Below are 22,125 nucleotides of genomic sequence, written 5' to 3'. Positions count from 1 at the left end.
CCTAAATGACGCTCTTGCCAATCATCGCGTTACAGCAGCGCTGCGGCCCATTGTTCCGGCTTGAACCCGACTAGCAGCCCGCCACGATACTCCACCACCGGCCGCTTGATCAGCGAGGGTGCGCCGCCATGAGCGCCAGCGCCTTGGCCGCATCGATATCCGCCTTGTCCGCCTCATCGAGCTTGCGAAACGTCGTGCCCGCGCGGTTGAGCAACGGCTCCCATCCCACCGTCTCGGCCCATTTCGCCAGCCGCGCCGGGTCCGCGCCTTCTTTCTTGTAGTCGTGGAAGCTGTAGGCGAGTCCATTGGCGTCCAGCCAGACCCGCGCCTTCTTGACCGTGTCGCAATTCGGAATGCCGTAGAGCGCAATCACCGGATCACTCCCACTCGATGGTTCCGGGCGGCTTCGACGTATAGTCATAGACCACGCGGTTCACGCCCTTCACCTCGTTGACGATTCGCGTCGCGACGCGGGTCAGGAAGCTGGCGTCGAACGGATAGACGTCAGCGGTCATCCCGTCGGTACTGGTCACGGCGCGCAGGCCGCACACCGACTCATAGGTCCGCCCGTCGCCCATCACGCCGACCGTCTTGACCGGGAGCAGCACCGCGAACGCCTGCCAGATTGCATCGTACAGGCCCGCGTTGCGGATTTCCTCCAGATACACCGCATCCGCCTTGCGCAGGATATCGCAGCGTTCCTTGGTCACCTCGCCGGGGATGCGGATGGCAAGGCCGGGGCCGGGAAACGGGTGACGCCCGACAAAGATATCGGGCAGCCCCAGCTCGCGGCCGAGCGCGCGGACCTCGTCCTTGAACAGCTCGCGCAGCGGTTCGACCAGCTGCATGTTCATCCGTTCGGGCAGGCCGCCGACATTGTGGTGGCTCTTGATCGTCACCGATGGGCCGCCGGTAAAGCTGACGCTCTCGATCACGTCGGGGTAAAGTGTTCCCTGTGCCAGAAACTCCGCGCCGCCAATTTTTTTCGCTTCGGCTTCAAAGACATCGATAAACGTCTTGCCGATGAACTTGCGCTTGGCCTCCGGATCGGTGACGCCGGCGAGGCCGTTGAGGAACAATGTCTCCGCGTTCACATGGACCAGCGGGATGTTGTAATGTCCGCGGAACAGCGACACGACCTGGTCCGCCTCGCCGCTGCGCATCAGACCGTGATCGACGAAGACGCAGGTCAGCTGCTCGCCGATCGCCTCGTGGATCAGCACCGCCGCGACCGCCGAGTCCACGCCGCCCGACAGGCCACAGATCACCTTTCCGCTGCCCACCTGCTTGCGGATTTCGGCAATCTTGGTCTGGCGGAACTCCGCCATCGTCCAGTCGCCCTTCAGCCCGCAGACATGGCGCACGAAATTGGCGATCAGCCCTCCACCGTCCGGCGTGTGGACCACCTCGGGGTGAAACTGCATCGCATAGTAACGCCGGCTGTCGTCGGCGATCACCGCGAACGGCGCGCCGGGGCTGGCGGCCACCGGGCGGAAGCCGGGGGCGAGGTCGGTTACCTTGTCGCCATGGCTCATCCACACCTGATGCGTCTCGCCTTCGACCCACAGCCCGTCGAACAGCGCGCAACGATCGGCGATGTCGATGAACGCCCGGCCGAACTCGCCGCTGTCGCCCAGTTGCACGCGCCCGCCCAGCTGGTGCATCATCACCTGCTGGCCGTAACAAATGCCCAGCACCGGCAGGCCGCTGTCGAAGATTGCATCGGGGACGCGGGGCGACCCCTCCTCCAGCACCGATGCGGGCGATCCCGACAGGATGACGCCGCCCGGCTTCATCCGCTCAAACGCCTCTGCGGCGGAGTTGAAGGGGGCGATTTCGCTATAGACGCCCGCTTCGCGCACGCGGCGCGCGATCAGCTGGGTCACCTGGCTGCCGAAATCGACGATGAGGATGGATTCGCCGGGCTGTGTCATGGCGAGCCGATAGGCAGGGACGGCGGGAGTGTAAAGGCGTCGGCCCACCTCGGGAACCATTTCGCGCACTGCGGATTCCTCGCGCCGGCATGGTCACCGCGTCCTTAACCGCACCCGCAAAGCATTCGGAAGCGCAGCATGCCTATGCTGTCCCCATGCAGTCGAACCGGACCCCCCGCCGGATCATGCTGTCGATCCTTGGCGCCGCGGCACTGGTCGCGGCGCCCGCTTCGGCATCGATCCTCAATTATGTCGGCGAGTGCGTGCCGTTCGCGCGCGCGGCTTCGGGTATCCAGATCTGGGGCGACGCCTGGACCTGGTGGGGCCAGGCCGCGTCCAAATATCAGCGCGGACAGGCGCCTGAAGTCGGCGCGGTGGTTGCCTTCGCGAAGTCGTCGGCGCTCCCGCTGGGCCATGTCTCGGTGGTCAGCCGGGTGATCGAACCGCGAGTCGTCATGGTCACCCACGCCAACTGGTCGCGTTTCGACGGCAAGCGCGGACAGGTGGAGCAGGACGTAACGCTGTTCGACGTGTCGCCCGACGGCGACTGGACGCAGGTCAAGGTCTGGTATCGCGACAATCGCGGTCTCGGCTCGACCACTTACCCGGTTCACGGCTTCATCTATGGCCGCCCGGTCAGTGGCGCGAAGATCGCAAAGGCCCGCCCCGCCCCCGAACTGACCGGCGAACAGCCCGACTATGTCGGATCGCTGATCGACGCCTACGCGCGCTGAGGCTGGACGCGGGCGACGACCCGCGCCACACTCCCGCGATGTTCTTCTCCTTCGTCGACGAGCTCCGCGCCGCGGGCATCCCCGCCAGCATGAAGGAGCATCTCGTGCTCCTCGAAGCGCTCGATCGCGACGTGATCGACCGCACGCCTGAGGCATTCTACTATCTCGCCCGCGCGACCTTCGTGAAGGACGAGGGACTGCTTGACCGCTTCGACCAGGTGTTCGCAAAGGTGTTCAAGGGCATTGCCTCCACCTATGGCGTCCAGACCGCCGAGATCCCCGAAGACTGGCTCAAGGCGATCGCCCAGAAATATCTGACCCCCGAGGAGATGGAGGCGATCAAGTCGCTCGGCTCTTGGGAAGAGATCATGGAGACGCTCAAGAAGCGGCTCGAGGAACAACAGGGCCGGCATCAGGGCGGCAATAAATGGGTCGGCACCGGCGGCACCTCGCCTTACGGCAACTCCGGCTACAACCCCGAGGGCGTGCGGATCGGCGGCGAAAGCGTCCACAAGCGCGCGCTCAAGGTGTGGGAAGGCCGCGAGTTCAAGAATCTGGACAGCACCCGCGAACTCGGCACCCGCAACATCAAGATCGCGATGCGCCGCCTGCGCCGTTTCGCACGCGAAGGTGCGGCGGACGAGCTGGATATCGACGCCACGATCGACGGCACCGCGCGCCAGGGCTGGCTCGACATCCGCATGCGGCCCGAGCGGCACAATGCGGTCAAGCTGCTCCTCTTCCTCGACGTCGGCGGCTCGATGGACCCATGGGTCAAGCTGTGCGAGGAGCTGTTCAGCGCCGCCACCGCCGAGTTCAAGAATCTCGAATTCTTCTACTTCCACAACTGCCTGTACGAAGGCGTGTGGAAGGACAATCGCCGCCGCTTCACCGAACGCACCCCGACCTGGGACGTGCTCCACAAGTTCGGCCATGACTATAAGGTGATCTTCGTCGGCGATGCGTCGATGAGCCCCTATGAAATCAGCCACCCCGGCGGATCGGTCGAACATTTCAACGAGGAAGCCGGCGCGGCGTGGATGCAGCGGGTGACCAACACCTATCCCGCGACCGTCTGGCTCAACCCGATCCCCGAGGAACAATGGGGATATTCGCAATCGGTCCGCATCATGCGCGAGCTGATGAACGACCGCATGTACCCGCTGACGCTGGCGGGACTGGACGACGCGATGCGGGAATTGAGCCGGAAGACCTGAGGCTCAAAAAAATGGTCGGGGAGACAGGATTCGAACCTGCGACATCCTGCTCCCAAAGCAGGCGCGCTACCAGACTGCGCCACTCCCCGACGCGAGCGGGTCGCCTATACAGGTCCGACCACAAAGGCAATGCGCTGGTGGGCCCGGCAGGACTTGAACCCGCAACCTAGCCGTTATGAGCGGCCAGCTCTAACCAGTTGAGCTACAGGCCCACAGCGCGACACGCCGATTAGGGGCGATCCGCGTCCTCGGCAAGCGCCGCAAGTATCTGGTCGTGCGACGCCGGCGCGATGCCGAGTCGGTCGAGCAATGCAAACGCCCGCTCCCACCAGTTGCGGAACGCCGCGAGGTCGTCGGCGTCGCGAACATAGGGCGTGTAGCCCGGCGCGGCCGAGGGCGAGTGGTAGGAGAACATCAGCAACCGCACGCCGCTGTCCGCCGCCACCCGGATCGCGTCGAGCGCGAGGTCGATCGGCATGTCCTCCGGCGTCAGCGCGACGCGCGAGAGGAGTCCGAGCCGCGACGCGACGCCCCGCCCGCGCGGCACCCGGCCCAGCGCCTGGTGCAGCCCGATCCCGCCCCGCCGCAACGCGCCGGTATAGATGGTGGTCAGCGGAATCTCGATCAGATCCCCCTCCCCCGTCGCAAAAGCATGGTTGGGGATGGCGCGATAATCCGGCCCGGCTTCGGCGGCATAGCTGTATCCCGACCGCATCGACGTATCGACGCGATACCCCGCCGCCGCGAGCAGCGGGAGCGTGTCGCGACCAAGCCCATAGCGCCCCGTCCGCATCATCACGGGTCGCTGCCCGAACGCCAGTTCGATCGCGTCGGTCAGCGCTTCGATCTTCGCCGCCTGCAATGCGGGGGGCAAATTGCCCAGAAAGCTGTTGCGCGGGCTCACGATTTCGTCGTGCGGCGGATTGACCCAGGGGTGAAGCTGCGATCCGATCGCCGACCCGCCATCGGCCAGCAACCCCTGGAGAATATCGACCGAGCGCCTGCACCGCACGATCGGATCGTCGATCATATAGGTCGCGGGCACGCCATGGTCGGCGAACAGCGCATGGATGCCCGGCAGCGCGTCCATCGCCTGGGTTCCGCGGTTCGCGCGCGCCAGCGGCTGCGACCAGTCGAACTCTTCCTCGGTATCGACGAACACGGCAAAGCGGGTTCCGAACGCGTCGGGCCAATGCACCGCCGCATCTGCGGGTGGCGCAGATGGGCGAAAATCGGCCGGTCCGTTCTGTGGTTGCCTACCCCTCGTCACGATGGGGAGTTTAGCGCGCCTGTTCCAAAGACTTGGTTACCATCGCGGGGAGCTCGACCGTGATCGCTTCCGGCGTGATCGCCAGCTGGCCACCCAGCTCGCGCGCGATGTTGCGGACCAGCCATAGTGCGAACCCGGTGCCGAGCAGCGCGGCATCCTCCTGTTCGTCATCCATTGCGAACAACGCCTCGCCGCTGTGTCCGGCCAACGCATCGGGCCGGTCGAACGCAATGGCGACGACGCCGGCCGCCTCGCTCACCTGCACCCCGACCCGCTCGCCATCGCGCGCCGCCGAGAGCAGGGTGGCGAGCAGTCGCGACAGCATCCGCTCGATCGCGCGCGCGTCGCCGCGCACCACCGGATCGTCGATCGGGAGCGCGATCCACGCCCCGCGCAGCTCGGCCAGCGCGGCCAGATCGTCGGCGATACGCGCCAGGATCGGGCGCAGCGTCACCTCGCCGCTGTGCAGCGTCAGCGCCGACGCCTCGATCCGCGCGGCGATGTCGAGATCGTCGATCGCGGCGAGCAGCGCCCGGGCATGGTCGCGGATCGTGCCGGCGCGTTCCCGATAGACCGGCGGAGCATCGCCCAGCATCTCGCGCTCGATCATCTCGGCAAAGCCGGCGATGGCGTTGGTCGGGGTGCGCAACTCGTGCATCAGCTGGCGCAACGAATCCGCTGCAGGATCGGCCAGTGGTGCCGCCGCAGGTGTCGCGCTCTCCTCCCGACGTGGACGCCGGGCAGTACCACGATAGCCAGAGAAGCGACCGGTCGCGCGGTCGAACGCGGGCGCACCCGAAATGCGCCATTCACCCGCAGCGTCCGACTCGCCGATCACCGTCAGCCGCGCGTCGTTGAACACCGCGCGCTGGCGCAGCGCTCCTGCAGCCACGCCATCGGCACGCGATCCGTCACTCGCGTTGTTGAGTTCGAGCGACAGTCCGATCAGCGGCGCGCGCGACACGCCCTCGACCCAACGGATTACCCCCAGCTCGTCGGTTTCGAAACGGAATCCATCGATCCGAACCGGCGGCGGTGCATGCGCTGCGCGTTCCTGCTGCAGCGTATAGAATGCGTCGATCCGCGCGACGACATCGGCAATCTCGAACGGACCTTCAGGCGCGACATCCGCAGTATCGGCGACGACCGGCTCGGGGTCACGATTACCCAGAATGAAGACTTCTTCCATGTCCGAGGCGTGCGCCGGGGGAGACTCCGTCGCAAGAGGGATTGCGACGGACGGTTCGCCGTCCGTCCCGCTTTGGGCCGGCACGGGCCGGTTCTCGCCTTCGACAGCCTCCAGCGCCTGCGCAACGACGGGAATGCCCAGCGCCGCCGTTCCGACCGAAACAAAGGACGAGATGTTCGCGGGCACCGCCGTCGGCTCAACCTCCGGCTCGGGCTCCGTCGCGGGTGCGGGGTCGGGTTCCGGCGCGACCTCGACGACCGGCGTTTCGACCGGATCGAGCACCGGGCGCAGCCGCATCCGGATCCGCGACTCTACCCGCGCGACCGCCTCCAGCACGGAACCGGATTCGCCAAGCGCGACCGGCTCGGCATCCTCGTCCTCGGCGATCACGGGCAGCGCGACCAGCGCCGGCTCGACCTCCGTGAGCGGCACGGGTTCGTCAACGGTTTCAGATGCGATGACCGCCGGAACATCCGCAGCCGCCTCAGGCGTCGATTCGGCAACGACTTCCGCCGCGGCGCCCGAGACCACGAAATCGATCGGCCCGAATGCCTCCAGCGCGCGCTCGATCCCCGGCGGCAGATCGCGGCGGGCGCGCAGCACCGATCGCCCCGCCGACGACAGGCGGGGCAGCAATTCGACCCACTCGCCTGATGACATCCGCGCGGTGCGCAGCAACGGAGCGGCAACCGAAATATCGTCGAGGGCGCACAGTGCGACCAGCGGCGCGGGCGGGTTGACATGTTCCAGCGCGCGGGCGCTCGCGGCGCGGACGCCGATCGGCACCTCGTCGCGAATCCGGCGAAGCAGGTTGAACGCGCGCGCATCCGCCGCTACCCGCCGCCGACCGATCAGATCGACCAGCTGACGCCACGCCGACGCCTTGCCGAATGATGTCGAAACATCTCCGGCCAGAACGGTCTCCAGGGTGTCGTCGTAGCGCAAAAAACGGTCTGCCCAGTCGGGCCGGAAATCGGCCGGTAAGGAATCCTTAACCCGCCCGAAGGCCCGGAGGGAACAGGAGAATTCGTCCCGAAAGCGCGCCGTAGCATAGTGGGACAATTGCGCTTGCAAGTAATTTTATTATGTTTAACTGGCAAATGGCGATGCAAAGGCACCGTCCAAGGGAAACATTATGGCTTTCGACGACATCGACCGGCAAATCATGGCGCATCTTCAGTCCGACGGGCGCATGACCAATGTCGAGTTGGCCGACCGCGTCGGCCTGACCGCCCCGCCCTGCCTGCGCCGCGTGCGCGCTTTGGAGGAAAAGGGCGCGATCTCGGGGCTATCATGCCGATCTCGATCCCAATTGGCTTGGCTATTCGATCACCGTCTTCGCGATGGTCAGCCTCAAGAGCCAGGCCGAATCCGACCTTGAGGCGTTCGAGGCACATGTGGCCGCGATTCCGAGATTCGCGAATGCTACATGCTCAACGGCGATATCGACTTCATCCTGAAGATCGTCGCGCGCGATCTCAGCAGCTTTCAGCAGTTCCTGACCACTCGGCTGACCACCGCGCCCAACGTCGCGCATGTCCGCACTTCGCTGACGATCCGCACGTCCAAGTCAGACCCCGGCGTGCCGGTCGACTGAACGAAAAAGGGGCGGCCCATCGACCGCCCCTTCGATTCACAAAAGCTCGAAATCAGGCCGTCGGCGTCTGGTCCAGCCAGGTGGTCCAGAACCGCGCGATTTCGCTGCGCCCGGCACCGCTGACTGCCTGAAACGCGGTCTTTGCCTCGGCCTTCTGGCCCTGCATCGCCAACGCGATGCCGAGACGGGTGTTGACCAGATTCGCGTCGACGCCGCCCTTTTGCAGCGCCAGGCGATACAGTTCCACAGCCTTCACGAAGTTCCGGCTGCCCAGATAGGCGTCGCCGACATTCTTGGCCGCAACGCCATTGGCGGCCGCTGCGGCACCCTTTTCCTCACCGGCAAGCGACCCTTCGGCCTTCTCGCGAACCGTGGCGGAGCGATAGAGTTCGTTGGCGGCAGTGTTGCCCGCCAGAACCTTGCCGGCTGCGCGGCCTTCCTCGATCACCGCCTTGGCTTCCCATGGCAGGCCGCGACGCTGCGCCAGATCGGCATATTCGATATAGTCCGCCTCGCCCCCCATCGCCTTGGCAGCGCGCATCAGGCGGAACAGGTCGAGCTGCAGGTCGGCGTCCATCGCTACGCCCTTTTCACGCGCCTGCTCCATGTAGATGAGCAAGGTGCTGCGCCAGCCCTGCGCGCTCGGGTAAGCGGCCATCTGGCGACCCAGCCATTCGCTTGCCGCCGCCTTCTTGCCACCGCGATAGAGCCGATCGACGGCGAACTTGTACCAGCTCTCCGGCGCCTTGCGGCCCGCAGCCTCCTCCCCCTTGATCGCCGCGTCGATGCTGGCGATGCCCGCGTCGAGCTGTCCCGACTCGAGCTGCGCCTGGGCGATCTGCAAATTGAGGTTGCCGCCGGTGGTGACATAGCCCAGGTCACGCGCCTTGATCAGATACGGCAGCGCCTCGGCGTGCTTCTTCTGGGCGAGCGTCAGGTCGCCACGGAAATAGTTATACTGGGGCAAGTTCGCCGGATCGGTCTTGGGGTTCGCGATCAGCATGTCGAGCGCGCGGATCGTGCCGGGATTGTCCTTGGCCCCGATTGCGATCTGCAGGCGGAAATTGGCAACGTAGAATTTTTCGTCGTCATTGGCCGACAGCGCGTCGAGCGCGTCGATCTTGCCCGCCGCGCCGGCATAGTCTTTGGCCTTCAACAGCGTTTCGACCTCGATCGCGGCCTTGCGGAACGCATCGCTCACCTTGATCTTGGGTGCCTCTTCCTTCTGTTTTTTCTGCGCAGCCGCAGGTGCCGACACGGCGTAGGGCGCAGCCAGCAGAACTGCCGCGGCAAGCGCAGCCTTGGAAACAGACTTCATCCGAAACTCTCCTCACGCATTTGCGTAGCGGTTGACGCGACCGCTCTAGTAATCCGCCCCGCCCGGTCAAGGCGGTGTATAGGCGATCAGCCGCTCGCACAGGCTCGCTGAACGCTTTTTGAACGCTCCGGCTCCCGAAATGATACGCGGCCCGCCAGCCCTCGCGTGCGCGCGCGTGCGAGCGCGCGGGGTTGGCAGGTAGCCACCGCCCCGCTAGAGCGGTCACAACACTGAAACAACCCTTCGAAAGCACCGATTCTTGACCGACGAGACCGTCCTCGCGGACCCTTCCGATATCACCCCCCATCTCCATCGTCGATGAGATGAAGACCAGCTACCTCGATTACGCGATGAGCGTGATCGTGGCGCGCGCGCTGCCCGATGTCCGCGACGGCCTGAAGCCCGTCCACCGCCGTATCCTCTACGCGGCGCAGGAGGGCGGCTATCTGCCCGGCAAGGCGTATCGCAAGTCTGCCCGCCTGGTCGGTGACGTGATGGGTAAATATCACCCGCACGGCGACAGCTCGATCTATGACGCAATGGCGCGCATGGCGCAGGACTGGGCGATGCGGGTGCCGCTGATCGACGGCCAGGGCAATTTCGGGTCGATGGACCCCGATCCCCCCCGCGGCGATGCGTTACACCGAAGCGCGCCTCGCCAAGGTGGCGATGTCGCTGCTCGACGATATCGACAAGGACACGGTCGACTTTCAGGACAATTACGACGGCTCCGAAAGCGAGCCGACGGTCCTGCCCGCCCGCTACCCCAATCTGCTCGTCAACGGCGCAGGCGGCATCGCGGTCGGCATGGCGACCAACATCCCGCCGCACAATCTCGGCGAAGTGGTCGATGCCTGCCTTGCCTATATCGACAATGGCGCGATCACGATCGAAGAGCTGATGGAGATCGTGCCCGGCCCGGACTTCCCGACCGGCGCGCAGATCCTCGGCCGTTCGGGTTGTCGCAACGCATATCAGTCGGGCCGCGGCTCGATCATCGTGCGCAGCCGCTACATCACCGAACAGCGCGGCGAGCGCCGCTCGATCGTCCTCACCGAAATCCCGTACCAGCAGGGCAAGAACGCGCTCGTCGAAAAAATCGCCGAGGCGGCGAAGGAAAAGCGGGTCGAGGGAATCAGCGACATCCGCGACGAATCGTCGCGTGAGGGCGTGCGCATCGTCATCGACCTCAAGCGTGACGCCACGCCCGAAGTCGTGCTCAACCAGCTGTGGCGCAACACCCCGGCGCAGCAGAGCTTCCCGGCAAACATGCTCGCGATCCGCGGCGGGCGCCCCGAACTGCTCAACCTGCGCGACATCGTCGAGGCGTTCGTCAAGTTCCGCGAGCAGGTCATTACCCGCCGCTCGAAGTTCGAACTCGCCAAGGCCCGCGACCGCGCGCACATCTTGCTCGGCCTGGTCATCGCGGTCACCAACCTCGATGAAGTCGTCCGCATCATCCGTGGCTCGTCCAGCCCCGCTGCGGCACGCGAATCGCTGCTGATGCGCGACTGGCCGATCGCCGAGATCGCCCAGTACATCCGCCTCGTCGAAGCGGTCGAGACCGAGATCACCGGCGACACCTATCGCTTGTCGGACATCCAGGTCCGCGCGATCCTCGACCTGCGCCTCCACCGCCTCACCGCGCTGGGCCGCGACGAGATTGGCGACGAACTCAAGGAACTCGCCGATTCGATCGCCGAGCTGCTCGAAATCCTCGCCAATCGCGCCAAGCTCTACGAAGTGCTGCGCGAGGAACTCGTCGCCGTTCGCGACCAGTACGCTACCCCGCGCCGCACCGAAATCGCCGCCGCCGCCGACGGGATCGAGGACGAGGACCTGATCGAACGCGAAGACATGGTCGTCACCGTGACGATGCAGGGGTACATCAAGCGCACTCCGCTCGACGCCTTCCGCGCCCAGGCACGCGGCGGCAAGGGCCGCGCCGGCATGGCGACCAAGGACGAGGATGTCGTCACCGAGTTGTTCGTCACCTCGACCCACACGCCGGTGCTGTTCTTCTCGACCCTGGGCCGCGTCTATCGCATGAAGGTGTGGCGCCTGCCCGAAGGTGGAGCGAATACGCGCGGCCGTCCCATGGTCAACCTTCTCCCGCTCGCCGCCGGGGAAACCATCTCGACCGTCTTGCCGCTGCCCGAGGATGAGGCGGAGTGGGGCAAGCTCCACGTCATGTTCGCGACCGCGAAGGGCAATGTCCGCCGCAACAGCATGGACGCCTTCACCAACGTGCCGTCGAACGGCAAGATCGCGATGAAGTTCGAGGGCGAGGATGAGAACGATCGCCTGATCGGCGTCGCGCTTCTCGACGAGGGCGACGACGTCCTGCTCGCCAGCCGCGCGGGCAAGGCGATCCGCTTCGCCGGCGACGAGGTCCGCGAGTTCCAGAGCCGCAACTCGACCGGCGTGCGCGGCATGCGCCTGCTGGGCGACGATCAGGTCATCTCGCTGTCGATCCTGCATCGCGTCGGCACCACTGCCGAAGAGCGCGAGGCGTATCTGCGCTTCGCCCCGTGGAAGGCGGAGAAGGAAGGCGAGCCCGACCTGTCGCCCGAACGGTTCGAGGAACTGCGCGCCAAGGAGCAGTTCATCCTCACGGTCTGCGCCAATGGCTATGGCAAGTTGTCCTCGGCCTATGAATATCGCCGCACCGGTCGCGGCGGTCAGGGCATCACCAATATCGACAATATCGCCCGCAACGGCCCGGTGCTCGCCAGCTTCCCGGCAACCCAGTCGGACCAGCTGATGCTGGTGACCGATCAGGCCAAGATGATCCGCCTTCCGCTCAGCTCGCTGCGCGTCATCGGGCGCGGTTCGGCGGGCGTGCGGCTGTTCAACGTCGCGCAGGACGAACATGTCGTCTCGGCCGCGCGGATCGAGGAGAGCGAAGAGGATGCCGAGGTCAATCTGGCCGATGGCGATACCGAAACCGCTCCGGTTCCCGACGCAACCCCGGGCGACGACCTCGCTTCGGGGACGGAGGGCGGCGAATGACCCGCCCGACAACCGCCTACAAGGTTTTGACCGCCCCCCCAGATGGCCGACCTTGAAGCGGGCAGCTTCGACGGCGCGCCGATCGACATCCAGGACGGCTATATCCACCTCTCCACCGCCGCCCAGCTGACCGAGACGGTCGACAAGCATTTCGCCGACCAGCCCGATCTGTGGGTTGCGGCGGTCGACCTGGAGGCGCTGGGCGACGCGATTAAATGGGAAGCGTCGCGCGGCGGCGCGGAATTCCCCCACCTCTACGGCGCACTGACGCTCGAGACGGTGGTGGCTTATTCGCCGCTCGAACGCGCGGAGGACGGATCGGTCGCGCTGCCGGTCACCGGCTGAGCGCGTCGTCGGCGAACAGATCGACCACCTCGACCCCCTCACCCTCCGCATCGAGCAACAGCGTCCGGTGGCACATCCCCGGATCGCGTTCGAAGCACAGCAACGCACTCGGCGTCTCCGCGATCAACTCGCGCATCCGCGCCGCCTGCGCCTGCGCCTCGGGCAATTCGAGCTGCCTGGCATAAACTGACTCCAGTGTCCGCCGATCGCCCTTCTTCGCGGCATCGCGCCCCGGCTTTGGTGTGCCCAGTGCCTTCAGGTGCACATAGCCGATCCCCCGCTCGGCCAGTGCTGCGCCCAGCGAGGATTTCGAAAAGCCCGGCCGCCGCGATAGCGGCAGCTGCCGCACATCGATCACTTGCCGCACCCCCGCCCGCTCCAGCGCTGCAAGGAACGAGGCGACCGTCGCGCCCTCATAGCCGATGGTGAACACCTTCATCGCCTACTCCTCGGCGTAGCACACCGCCTCCAGATTAATCCCGTCGGGATCGTACACGAACGCCGCATAATAGTTCGGCCCATAATTTGGCCGCAGCCCCGGCTTGCCATGATCGCGCCCGCCCGCTGCGATCGCCGCTTCGTGGAATGCATCGACCTGCGCGCGCGTCGCGGCGCGGAACGCGACATGCGTCCCCTCTCCGACCTTCTCATTGTCGCCCACCCAGAACTCGCCGCCGCCCTCGACGCCAAAGCCATAGGCTGCACCCCCCGATCCATTCTCCTCCGCCGGCACCTCGGTCAGGCACTTCATCCCCAGCGGCTTCAGCGCCGCCTCGTAAAATGCCCTGGACCGCGCCGCGTCGCGCACCGCCACACCCATATGATCGATCATGATTGACTCTCTTTATTTCTGTAATTACAGAAATTACATCATGGCCCGCTTCGCAGAGCATCCCGACGCAAGAGCCTTCATCCTCCACTGGGGTGAGATGGGAACGCATTGGGGCGTCAACCGCTCCGTCGCGCAGATCCACGCCCTGCTCTACCTCGCCGATCGCCCGCTCCATGCCGAAGAGATCGTCGAGGCGCTCGGCCTCGCCCGCTCGAACGTCTCCACGGGTCTGAAAGAGCTACAGGGCTACAGCATCGTCCGCCGCGTCCATGTCGAGGGCGACCGCCGCGACCATTTCGTGGCGGAGACCGATCTGTGGGACATGCTCATGCGCATCGTCGCCGAGCGCAAGCGGCGCGAGATCGACCCGACCGTCCAGCTGCTCGGCGAACTCGCCCAGCGCCTCGCCGCCGACAAATCCGCCCCGCCGCAGGTGCGCGAACGCGTCACGCGGATGCACGAATTCATCGGCACCCTCGGCGGATGGTACGACCAGGTCCGCGTCCTGCCCAAGCCCACGCTCGTCACGCTGATGAAGCTGGGCGGCAAGGTCGCGCGGTTCATTCCCGGCGCTTCAAAGAAGGACTGACCACCCACTCCATCCGGCGACAACGCATATCCATCAGTTTCTGATCTTACAGAAATAACAGCAAGGGAGAAGCGACATGGCACGGCACCATCTCGACACGATCGACCCCGCGCTCCGCCACGTAGCCTGGCGCGATCTGGTGGCGATGCGTCCGCGCGATGGGCTGGTCGAGTGCCTCCACCCGATCCCCTGGCTCGCCGTTTCGCTGACCGCTGCCGCATTCGGCATCTGGCCGCTCGCCGCGCTCGCCTCCTTCCTGTTCTTCCTCACCGCGCTGCGGCTGAACCATGAGGCGATCCACCATAATCTTGGCTTCGGGCCGAGCGGTCACCGCGTCGTCCTCCACGCGCTCAGCGCGGTGATGCTCGGCTCCAACAGCTCGGTCGCGTTCAACCATCTCCACCATCACAGCAAGGTCGGGACCGACGACGATATCGAGGGCCGCTGCGGCCAGATGACGCTGTGGCAGGTGCTGTGCTTCGGCCCGCGCTTTCCGCTCGAGACGCATCTCTATGGCTGGCGCAACGGCGGCCCGGTCCTGCGGCGGCGCATGGCAATCGACCTGACGCTCAACCTCGCCGTGATCGGCACCGCGCTCGCGACCCTGTCCCCGCCTTTGCTCTACCATATCGCCGCAATGGTCACCGCCCAGTGCCTCACCGCCTTCTTCGCGGTGTGGATCACCCATCATGGCTGCGACGGCGCCCTGATCGCCCGCACGCAGCGCGGCCGCCTGCTCAACCTCGTCAGCTACAACATGTTCTTCCACCTGGAGCACCATTTGTTCCCGGCCGTCCCGGTGAGCCGCCTGCCGCTCCTCGCTGAGCGGATCGATAATGCTGCGCCAATGCTGGGGGCAAAGATGGTGGTGCCTGTTCGGCTTGGATTTCACGCGATGAAGGAAGTAAAATAATGCGTCGTGTTACCTATTTGGGCGGTGTTGCTCGGGCGGTGCTCGCCGCTGGTCCGATCTTCGTTCTCGCGGTTACCTTTGGTAGCCTCTTGGTCGATCCGGGCGCATTCGATCCTATCTGGCTTTTCACCATCATCCCTGTCCTGATGATGTCTATAGCAATTGGCATGTTGATCTCTGCCGTCCCGATTGTTGTCGGTGGAGCGGCCATGGCGTTTGCCGGCGTCAAATGGCCTCGAACGCGCGGACGCGAAATCTGGGCTGGAGCGGGTGCGATGCTGGGCATGGCGCTCGTCCTCCCGCTCGATATTCCCGGCACACCCAGCAGCTGGGAGCATTATGCCCTGATGGCGTTCACGGGGGGCATCTGCGCCCTGATTGTCCGGCGCGGCACCTACTGGTCCGTGGACAATGCCTGACTCACCCCCCACGCGATCAGCGCCTGCGCTGCGAAGTAAGTGGGCCAGATCAACAGGCTCGGGATCGCCGATCCTTCAAGCGGCCCGAAGCGTGAGAAAATCAGCAGGTCCGACGCCACGAACAACACCGCGCCCAGCCCGACGCGATAGCGCGGAAAGCGGCTGGTCCAGGCGAGCGCCGCCATCACGCCCAGAAACGCCGAATAGGCTCCAGCCTGCACCGCCCCACCCGTAGGCGCAGCAAACAGCGCCGCAATCCCGATCGTCGCCGGAGCGAGCAACCACCCGAAAGCCCGCTGGCTCGGCGTCAGCGCCTCCCGCCGATTGCGCCAATACAGCACGCACGCCACGAGATGCCCCGCCGCAGATGCCGCGCCGCCGACGACCAGCCCGTGCGTCTCTAGCAACAAATCGCCCAACGCCCCCAACGCCAGCGCCCCCGTCAACAACCACCCGTCCGTGCCCCGCGCCCGCGTCGCCGCCCAGATCGCCAGCAATGCCACGCCGCTCGTCTTCCACACCGGCCCCCCACGCACCCGGCTCGACCAGCCCCCATGCCTCCAGGCAATAGCTCGCCCCCGCGACCACAGCCGCCCCGAACAGCCACCCCATCCCATACCCTTTCCTACAAGCCCCGCCTTGGCGTAAGGGCATCGACAGAGGCGTCCGGCACCACCGGACATGTGTCAAGCGCGCGCATGACAACCCTCCATTTTTGTAAGTTTCCCCACCACCGGGTGTCAGGCTCGAATTCTATGAATGCCCATTTAGTCCATATCATCGGCGGCGGCCTCGCCGGGTCGGAAGCGGCGTGGCAGCTCGCCCAAGCCGGTATCCGCGTGAAGCTGTCCGAAATGCGAGGGTCTGGCGACATGACCCCGGCGCACCAGACCGATGGCCTTGCCGAACTCGTCTGCTCGAACAGCTTCCGCTCCGACGATGCCGAGCGCAATGCGGTGGGGCTGCTGCATCAGGAGATGCGCGACCTCGGCTCCCTGATCATCGCCAAGGGCGACGAGCACAAGGTTCCCGCCGGTTCGGCGCTGGCGGTTGACCGCGACCTGTTCTCGCAAGGTGTGACCGCCGCGCTCGAAGCCCACCCCAACATCACCATCGTCCGCGAACGCATCGACCAGCTTCCCGTCGAGGGGCTGACGATCGTCGCCACCGGCCCGCTCACCGCCCCCGGCCTCGCCGACAGCATCGGCGCCGCCACCGGCAGCGACGCGCTCGCATTCTTCGACGCCATCGCCCCGATCGTCCATTTCGAGAGCATCGACATGGACAAGGCGTGGTTCCAGTCGCGCTGGGACAAGGTGGGGCCCGGCGGCAATGGCAAGGATTACATCAACTGCCCGATGACCAAGGACCAGTATCTGGCCTTTCATCAGGGCCTGCTCGACGGCGAAAAGACGCAGTTCAAGGACTGGGAGAACGTCCCCTATTTCGAAGGCTGCATGCCGATCGAGGTGATGGCGGAGCGCGGTGTCGACACCTTGCGCTACGGCCCGATGAAGGGCGTCGGGCTCGACGATCCGCGGACCGCGTGTGACGAATTTCCCAACGGCCGCTGGCCCTATGCCGTCGTCCAGCTACGGCAGGACAATGCCACCGGCACGCTGTGGAACATGGTCGGCTTCCAGACCAAGCTCAAATATGCCGAGCAGGTGCGCCTGTTCCGCACCATCCCCGGCCTCGAAAATGCCGAGTTCGCCCGGCTCGGCGGCCTCCACCGCAACACCTTCATCCGCTCGCCCGAGCTGCTCGACGCGACCCTGCGGTTGAAGAGCCGCCCGCATATCCGCTTTGCCGGGCAGGTGACGGGGTGCGAGGGCTATGTCGAAAGCAGCGCCATCGGCCTGCTTGCGGGCCGCTTCGCCGCGGCGGAAATCCTCGGCCGTAACCTGACGCCACCCCCGGTCGAAACCGCGCTCGGCGCGCTGCTCGGCCACATTACGGGCGCGGCAGAGGTCGAAACCTATCAGCCGATGAACGTCAATTTCGGCCTGATGCCGCCGATCGAGGGGCGAACGAAAAAGGCCGACCGCAAACTCCTCTACACCGCCCGCGCCCGCGCGGCGTTCGCGGAGTGGCTGAAAGCGGCCTGAGCTACTCCTCCGCCTCGGCCAGCGCCTTGGCCACCTCGGCCCGGCAGTCGCAGCGCGGGGTGGTCTTGGGCTTGCGCTTCGGCGCGGTGGTGGCAAATTCAGCGCGGGTCAGCGTGCCGGACTTGTCCTTGTCGGCGGCGGCGAACTTGTCGCTGGTCCGCACCGACCATTCCTCGAACGACAGCCGTCCGTCGCCATTCTTGTCCAGCTTGGCAAAGGCCTTGCGCCGCGGCTGCTGCAATTCGGCCAGCGAAATCAGCCCGTTCTTGTCCTTGTCATTGCGGTCAAACCGCTTCTCCTCCCGGGTTCGGTCGGGGGCTTGCGGAACCTCGGCAACCTCCTCGACAGCCTCGCCACTCTGCGCGGCCTTGGCTGGCGGAGGCGAAGGCAGCGGTTCACGGGTCGCACTTCCCTGGAACAGAAACACCCCAGCCCCGGCCATCAACAGCGCCGCGAGGCCGCCCGCAAAATATCGCCACATGCCGACTCTCCCCTGTCGCCGCGACAGGCTAACGCCTTCAGCAGCGGCAGCAAGCCGTCACCGCCCGGTTATTCGGTGCCACAAGACCCGTCCCGTCCGTTGCGGCGAACCCGGCGCGACGCCCGCAAGCTCCATCCGCGCCAGATGCGCCATCGCCCCCAGCGCCCGGCCATTCCGGCTCCAAGGGGCACCGCAGGCTTCGTCCAGTGCAGCCTCCGCCATCCGGCGCGCCGCCGCTGCCTCGCCGGGATCGCTCAGCTTGCCAGCCAGATCGGCCAGCGCCCAGCCCTCGCCCCCAGCGCCAGCGGGTCGCTCCCCGCAGCACCCGCCACCGCTCCGGCGATCGCGAACAATGTCCGCCCCCCGCGCGCCGTGCAGCGTCAGCGCCGCATCGTCCAGCTCGGCCTGGAGCAGGCTCTGCCACCCCTCGACCATCTCCGCGACCCTTGCCCCGGTGATGCCATCTCGCACCACATCGCGCGCGATGCCCTGCAACACCGGCTCGGGCGGCGGCGGCGCGGCGTCGAGCCGGGACAGCGCGTCATGCCACCATTGCACCCGGATCTGCCCCAGCATCGGCTCGCTCGTGGTGCGCAGCGTTTCGGCGAGTTTGTCATCGAGCGCCAACAGCGCTTCGAGCGCCGCCGCAGCCCCGGGGCTTGGCGCATAGGTCATCACCAGGCGGCGCTCGGCATCGATCACCCGCCTACTCCGCGCCACACAGTCCTGATCGTTTCGTTAACCATGCGCCTTCAATCCCCGTTAGCCCAACTTCGCGCATAGCAGATGCAGGAACCGGGGATCCCATATCATGCCGTTGCGCCCAACCACCGTGACCAGCGCTCGCGCCACGATGGCCGCGCTTGCGCGCGACAAGCGCGGCAACACGCTTGCCATCGTCGCCGCATCGCTGATTCCCTTGGCGGGAATGGTTGGTGGCGGCGTCGACTTGAGCCGCATGTACATCGTCAAGACACGGCTGCAACATGCCTGCGACGCCGGTGCGCTTGCCGGGCGCAAGCAGATGGGCGGTGGCACATGGGCGTTCAACAACTACGCCGCGCGCGGTGCCGCCGAACGCTTCTTCGACGCGAATATCCAGGAGACGCCCTATGGCGCGTCTTCGGTGACCAAGAGCTACACCGAAAGCGCCGGCAAGGTGACCGGCGTCGCGAGCGCGACGCTGCCGATGACGCTGATGCGCGTACTGGGCAAGACGACAGAAACGCTGAGCGTCACCTGCGACGCCGAAATGCGCCTCCCCAATACCGATGTGATGTTCGTACTCGACACGACGGGGTCGATGGCGAGCAAGGCGGTCAACACCGACAGCCAGACCAAGATGGAAGCGCTGAAGTCGGCGGTGAAGTGCTTCTACGAAACCGTCGCCCGGCTCGACACAACAGAGAATTGCGTCGGCGGTGCGCCGTCAGGCGGCACAAGCAACACGGTCCAGATCCGCTTCGGCTTCATGCCCTATGCGACCAATGTGAACGTCGGGAAGCTGCTGCCCACCGCCTATATCGCTGACAGCTGGCCCTATCAGTCGCGCGAGCCGCAGTTCACCACGACGACCCAGACAATCTGGTCCGACGGCGCGACCACGCAGACGGGTACCGGGTGGGACCGCGACGATTCAGGTAGTTGGAACAACGCGCCATCCAGCACCAACACCACCGCGTCGAGCACCAGCGACTGCCAGTCCAAGGTGCCCGGCAATGAGCTCACATCAAGCTGGGGGGGTGAGTCGGGTCGACTCAACGAAAGTACGTCAGGCGGCAACCCGCGCACTGTCACCTGGTACACCCGCGAGAACGCGGAATGGTACGAGTATCGCTATCGGGACTATCGCTCGACGGACGGACGGTGCCGGTTCCAGCGGCGCACCGCAGACGGATATTTCCTGCGCTATTACAGCATGCCACAGACGGGCACTGAAACGACTGTCCAGACGTTCAACCGCTGGCGCTATGCGCAGATCACGCACAATATCAGCGGCCTGAAGAACGGCACCAGCTGGAACAATTCGGTCAGCCTGCCGATCGGCTATCAGGGCGCGGCGCGCAGCGTGAACTGGGACGGGTGTATCGAGGAGCGCGCGACCGTCTCACAGGCGAGCTACGCCCCGATCCCCTCGGGCGCGAAGGATCTCGACATCGACCTCGTCCCCAACTCGGGCGACGCGACCACCTTGTGGGGTCCGGCATTGCCCGGCGCGATCTTCGCACGCGACGTCACCACATCGTGGAACCAGCTCGACCGGAACGAGGCGCTGACGACGACCGACTATTACAACAATGTCCCCTATTATTGTCCGGAAGAGGCCAAGAAGCTCCAGTCCTGGCCGACCGCCTCGACCTTCGAGAGCTATGTCAACGGGCTGACTCCGAGCGGCAACACCTATCACGATATCGGTCTGCTCTGGGGCGCACGGTTCGTGTCGCCGACGGGAATCTTCCGCTCGGAGAATGAATATACTCCCCAGGGCGGTGAGATCGAACGCCACCTGATCTTCATGACCGATGGCGAAGCGTGTACCGGCGACACCGATTATGCCGCGTATGGCTTCCCCTGGCTCGACCGCCGCACGACGGATCCGTCAAGCGCGCCGACCGGCGGCTGTCTGACTACTGGAACGATCACGCAACAGGTAAACGCCCGGACTCAGGCCATCTGCACTGCGGTCAAGAACAAGAACATCACGCTGTGGGTGATCTGGTTCGGTGCGCAGAGCGCCACGATCGAAGGGATGATGCAGAGCTGCGCCACCACCGGCCGCTACTTCGCGGCGCGCAACTCGACCGACCTGCAGAACACCTTCCGCTCGATCGCGGACCAGATTTCCCAGTTGAGACTTACGAAGTGAAGCGGCGATTCTCCCTCCGTCGCTTCGCCCCCGGCGCGCTCAGGCGCGACGAGTCGGGTGCCACCATCGTCGAATTCGCGATGGTGGCACCCGTCCTTGGCTTTGTCCTGCTCGGCGCCTTCGACGTGGCCCACACGCTGTACACCCGCGCTGCATTGCAGGGCGTGGTGCAAAAGACCGCACGCGACTCGACGCTTGAGAGCGGGGGCGAAACGGCGACCCAGGCTTTGCTGGACGAAAAGGTGAAGGCTCAGGCCAAGGCGTTGGCGAATAACGCGACAATCACCATCACCCGCCGCTTCTACCGGACCTTCAGCGAGGCGGCCGCCGCGCGCGCGGAAACGTGGACCGACACCAACAGCAATGGCGTGTGCGACGCCGGCGAACCCTATGAGGACGCCAACCGCAACAATGTCTGGGATCGCGACGGTGGCAATGCCGGACAGGGCGGTGCGAAAGACGCAACGCTCTACACGGTTTCCGCCACCTATCCCCGGATGTTCCCCTTCTACAACCTGATCGGCGGATCGCGCACCACCACGATCACCGCATCGACGGTGCTGCGCAACCAGCCCTTTGGCGATCAGGGTAACTATGGCGCGATGCAGGTGCGCAACTGCACATGAACCGTTTCCGCTCCCTCCGCCGTCTGGGCGCCGACACGGGCGGGGTGGCGATGCTCGAATTCGCCTTCTCGCTGCCGATCCTGCTGGCGCTCAGCCTGACCGGGGCTGAGCTTACCAACTACATTATCAGCCGGATGCGGATCAGCCAGATTGCGTTGCACCTGGCCGACAACGCCGCGCGGATCGGGTCGGGCAGCCAGCTGCAAGCCAAGACGATCAATGAAGCTGATATCAATGACCTGCTGACCGGTGCCGGCCTTCAGTCGGGTGAGCTTGGTCTGTTCACCCATGGCCGCGTCATCATTTCCAGCCTTGAGCCGGACCCCGCCAACAGCGGCAAGAACCGCATCCGCTGGCAACGCTGCCGCGGCGCGAAGACCGCGCAGACTTCGGCTTACGGCAATGCCGGTGCGACCAACCTCAACGGCATGGGCAAGACCGGACGCCTCGCCACCGCGCCGACCGACGGCGTGACAATGTATGTCGAGGTCTATTACGAATATCAGCCGCTGCTGAAGGCGTCGCTCGCGCCCAACACCAATTTTCGCGAGGAAGCGTCGATGATGGTGCGGGACCGCCGCGACACGGTGGGCGGCACCAACGGCGTCTATCAGGTCAGCGGCGTCACGGCGTCGACTTGCTGATCGGGGCGCCCCTCCCCTGGTGGAGAGGAGC

Annotated in this window: 18 protein-coding genes, 2 tRNA genes and 4 pseudogenes; 12 read left to right on the top strand and 12 right to left on the bottom strand. The window is 65.5% G+C overall.

What is annotated here, in order from left to right; translation table 11 throughout:
- Positions 1-29 precede the first annotated feature (29 nt).
- A pseudogene (locus tag LRS12_RS16495) lies at positions 30-421 on the bottom strand (ArsC family reductase).
- Entirely contained in the window at positions 378-1,934 is a 1,557-nt protein-coding gene (guaA, locus tag LRS12_RS16490) for a glutamine-hydrolyzing GMP synthase (protein WP_257845624.1), read from the bottom strand. The pseudogene LRS12_RS16495 and the gene guaA overlap by 44 nt, the downstream one beginning before the upstream one ends.
- Positions 1,935-2,089: 155 nt before the next feature.
- Here guaA and LRS12_RS16485 point away from each other — a divergent pair, with 155 nt between their 5' ends.
- Complete coding sequence (locus LRS12_RS16485) at positions 2,090-2,668, top strand: CHAP domain-containing protein (RefSeq protein WP_257845623.1); 579 nt, start codon at positions 2,090-2,092, stop codon at positions 2,666-2,668.
- Positions 2,669-2,706: 38 nt separating this feature from the next.
- Positions 2,707-3,885, top strand: coding sequence for a VWA domain-containing protein (locus LRS12_RS16480; RefSeq protein WP_257845622.1), 1,179 nt, complete (start codon positions 2,707-2,709; stop codon positions 3,883-3,885).
- Positions 3,886-3,897: 12 nt separating this feature from the next.
- Here LRS12_RS16480 and LRS12_RS16475 read toward each other — a convergent pair.
- The 4 genes from LRS12_RS16475 to LRS12_RS16460 form a co-directional block, all read right to left on the bottom strand.
- A tRNA-Pro gene (locus tag LRS12_RS16475) sits at positions 3,898-3,974 on the bottom strand.
- A 46-nt stretch (positions 3,975-4,020) separates the two neighbouring features.
- Positions 4,021-4,097 (bottom strand) — tRNA-Ile (locus tag LRS12_RS16470).
- A gap of 17 nt (positions 4,098-4,114) precedes the next feature.
- The gene (locus tag LRS12_RS16465; protein WP_257845621.1) at positions 4,115-5,083 is read right to left on the bottom strand and encodes a polysaccharide deacetylase family protein; all 969 of its coding nucleotides are present in this window, start codon (positions 5,081-5,083) and stop codon (positions 4,115-4,117) included.
- Positions 5,084-5,165: 82 nt separating this feature from the next.
- Positions 5,166-7,289, bottom strand: a complete 2,124-nt coding sequence (locus LRS12_RS16460; protein ID WP_257845620.1) for a HAMP domain-containing sensor histidine kinase — start codon at positions 7,287-7,289, stop codon at positions 5,166-5,168.
- A 190-nt stretch (positions 7,290-7,479) separates the two neighbouring features.
- Between LRS12_RS16460 and LRS12_RS16455 the strand changes: the two are divergent.
- Positions 7,480-7,941 (top strand): annotated as a pseudogene (locus LRS12_RS16455) (Lrp/AsnC family transcriptional regulator).
- Positions 7,942-7,993: 52 nt separating this feature from the next.
- On the opposite strand, the gene LRS12_RS16450 reads toward LRS12_RS16455, so the two are convergent.
- Positions 7,994-9,259 (bottom strand): hypothetical protein, encoded by a 1,266-nt coding sequence (locus LRS12_RS16450; protein ID WP_257845619.1) that lies wholly within the window; start codon positions 9,257-9,259, stop codon positions 7,994-7,996.
- A gap of 259 nt (positions 9,260-9,518) precedes the next feature.
- On the opposite strand from LRS12_RS16450, the pseudogene gyrA reads away from it, so the two are divergent.
- Both gyrA and LRS12_RS16440 read left to right on the top strand, forming a co-directional pair.
- Positions 9,519-12,271, top strand: a pseudogene (gene gyrA / locus LRS12_RS16445) (DNA gyrase subunit A).
- Positions 12,268-12,616: pseudogene (locus LRS12_RS16440) on the top strand (DUF952 domain-containing protein). Before gyrA ends, LRS12_RS16440 begins: the two co-directional pseudogenes overlap by 4 nt.
- Here LRS12_RS16440 and LRS12_RS16435 read toward each other — a convergent pair.
- Entirely contained in the window at positions 12,606-13,055 is a 450-nt protein-coding gene (locus LRS12_RS16435) for a DUF488 family protein (RefSeq protein ID WP_257845618.1), read from the bottom strand. The pseudogene LRS12_RS16440 and the gene LRS12_RS16435 overlap by 11 nt on opposite strands.
- A 3-nt stretch (positions 13,056-13,058) precedes the next feature.
- Entirely contained in the window at positions 13,059-13,448 is a 390-nt protein-coding gene (locus LRS12_RS16430; protein ID WP_257845617.1) for a VOC family protein, read from the bottom strand.
- A 40-nt stretch (positions 13,449-13,488) separates the two neighbouring features.
- Between LRS12_RS16430 and LRS12_RS16425 the strand changes: the two genes are divergently transcribed.
- The 3 genes from LRS12_RS16425 (at position 13,489) to LRS12_RS16415 (ending at position 15,369) form a co-directional block, all read left to right on the top strand.
- On the top strand, positions 13,489-14,037 hold the full coding sequence (locus LRS12_RS16425) for a GbsR/MarR family transcriptional regulator (RefSeq protein ID WP_257845616.1): 549 nt from the start codon (positions 13,489-13,491) through the stop codon (positions 14,035-14,037).
- Between the two features lie 76 nt (positions 14,038-14,113).
- On the top strand, positions 14,114-14,950 hold the full coding sequence (locus LRS12_RS16420) for a fatty acid desaturase (protein WP_257845615.1): 837 nt from the start codon (positions 14,114-14,116) through the stop codon (positions 14,948-14,950).
- A complete protein-coding gene (locus LRS12_RS16415) occupies positions 14,950-15,369 on the top strand; it encodes a hypothetical protein (protein ID WP_257845614.1) in 420 nt (139 codons plus the stop codon). The genes LRS12_RS16420 and LRS12_RS16415 overlap by 1 nt, the downstream gene beginning before the upstream one ends.
- Here the strand turns inward: LRS12_RS16415 and LRS12_RS16410 are convergent.
- Positions 15,345-15,905 carry a lysoplasmalogenase gene (locus LRS12_RS16410; protein ID WP_257845613.1) on the bottom strand — a complete coding sequence of 187 codons (561 nt, stop codon included), beginning with the start codon at positions 15,903-15,905 and terminating at the stop codon, positions 15,345-15,347. The two genes, LRS12_RS16415 and LRS12_RS16410, sit on opposite strands and share 25 nt — an antisense overlap.
- 219 nt (positions 15,906-16,124) lie before the next feature.
- Here LRS12_RS16410 and trmFO point away from each other — a divergent pair, with 219 nt between their 5' ends.
- Positions 16,125-17,477 (top strand): methylenetetrahydrofolate--tRNA-(uracil(54)-C(5))-methyltransferase (FADH(2)-oxidizing) TrmFO, encoded by a 1,353-nt coding sequence (gene trmFO / locus LRS12_RS16405; RefSeq protein WP_257845612.1) that lies wholly within the window; start codon positions 16,125-16,127, stop codon positions 17,475-17,477.
- Position 17,478: 1 nt separating this feature from the next.
- Here the strand turns inward: trmFO and LRS12_RS16400 are convergent, their stop codons facing one another.
- Positions 17,479-17,958 (bottom strand): EF-hand domain-containing protein, encoded by a 480-nt coding sequence (locus LRS12_RS16400; protein ID WP_257845611.1) that lies wholly within the window; start codon positions 17,956-17,958, stop codon positions 17,479-17,481.
- A gap of 57 nt (positions 17,959-18,015) precedes the next feature.
- Positions 18,016-18,660, bottom strand: coding sequence for a hypothetical protein (locus LRS12_RS16395; protein ID WP_257845610.1), 645 nt, complete (start codon positions 18,658-18,660; stop codon positions 18,016-18,018).
- Between the two features lie 109 nt (positions 18,661-18,769).
- On the opposite strand from LRS12_RS16395, the gene LRS12_RS16390 reads away from it, so the two are divergent.
- From LRS12_RS16390 to LRS12_RS16380, 3 genes are read left to right on the top strand one after another with little or no spacing between them, the layout of a single operon-like run.
- Positions 18,770-20,824: a TadE/TadG family type IV pilus assembly protein gene (locus LRS12_RS16390; RefSeq protein WP_257845609.1), complete on the top strand. Its 2,055-nt coding sequence runs from the start codon at positions 18,770-18,772 to the stop codon at positions 20,822-20,824.
- Entirely contained in the window at positions 20,821-21,450 is a 630-nt protein-coding gene (locus LRS12_RS16385) for a TadE/TadG family type IV pilus assembly protein (protein WP_257845608.1), read from the top strand. The genes LRS12_RS16390 and LRS12_RS16385 overlap by 4 nt, the downstream gene beginning before the upstream one ends.
- Positions 21,447-22,094 (top strand): TadE/TadG family type IV pilus assembly protein, encoded by a 648-nt coding sequence (locus LRS12_RS16380; protein ID WP_257845607.1) that lies wholly within the window; start codon positions 21,447-21,449, stop codon positions 22,092-22,094. Before LRS12_RS16385 ends, LRS12_RS16380 begins: the two co-directional genes overlap by 4 nt.
- Positions 22,095-22,125 lie beyond the last annotated feature (31 nt).

This window comes from Sphingomonas sp. J344, assembly GCF_024700005.1.
In the GTDB taxonomy this organism is placed as follows: domain Bacteria; phylum Pseudomonadota; class Alphaproteobacteria; order Sphingomonadales; family Sphingomonadaceae; genus Sphingomonas.
Note: the sequence above shows the minus strand (reverse complement) of the source record. Positions and strands in the feature narration are given on the sequence as shown.

Excerpts from the sequence above, each read along its gene's own strand:
- LRS12_RS16435 (WP_257845618.1), bottom strand. The coding sequence starts at position 13,055 with ATGAAGGTGTTCACCATCGGCTATGAGGGCGCGACGGTCGCCTCGTTC.
- LRS12_RS16450 (WP_257845619.1), bottom strand. The coding sequence starts at position 9,259 with ATGAAGTCTGTTTCCAAGGCTGCGCTTGCCGCGGCAGTTCTGCTGGCT.
- LRS12_RS16400 (WP_257845611.1), bottom strand. The coding sequence starts at position 17,958 with ATGTGGCGATATTTTGCGGGCGGCCTCGCGGCGCTGTTGATGGCCGGG.
- LRS12_RS16485 (WP_257845623.1), top strand. The coding sequence starts at position 2,090 with ATGCAGTCGAACCGGACCCCCCGCCGGATCATGCTGTCGATCCTTGGC.
- LRS12_RS16380 (WP_257845607.1), top strand. The coding sequence starts at position 21,447 with ATGAACCGTTTCCGCTCCCTCCGCCGTCTGGGCGCCGACACGGGCGGG.
- LRS12_RS16390 (WP_257845609.1), top strand. The coding sequence starts at position 18,770 with ATGCCGTTGCGCCCAACCACCGTGACCAGCGCTCGCGCCACGATGGCC.
- LRS12_RS16420 (WP_257845615.1), top strand. The coding sequence starts at position 14,114 with ATGGCACGGCACCATCTCGACACGATCGACCCCGCGCTCCGCCACGTA.
- guaA (WP_257845624.1), bottom strand. The coding sequence starts at position 1,934 with ATGACACAGCCCGGCGAATCCATCCTCATCGTCGATTTCGGCAGCCAG.
- trmFO (WP_257845612.1), top strand. The coding sequence starts at position 16,125 with ATGAATGCCCATTTAGTCCATATCATCGGCGGCGGCCTCGCCGGGTCG.
- LRS12_RS16480 (WP_257845622.1), top strand. The coding sequence starts at position 2,707 with ATGTTCTTCTCCTTCGTCGACGAGCTCCGCGCCGCGGGCATCCCCGCC.
- LRS12_RS16425 (WP_257845616.1), top strand. The coding sequence starts at position 13,489 with ATGGCCCGCTTCGCAGAGCATCCCGACGCAAGAGCCTTCATCCTCCAC.
- LRS12_RS16415 (WP_257845614.1), top strand. The coding sequence starts at position 14,950 with ATGCGTCGTGTTACCTATTTGGGCGGTGTTGCTCGGGCGGTGCTCGCC.
- LRS12_RS16430 (WP_257845617.1), bottom strand. The coding sequence starts at position 13,448 with ATGATCGATCATATGGGTGTGGCGGTGCGCGACGCGGCGCGGTCCAGG.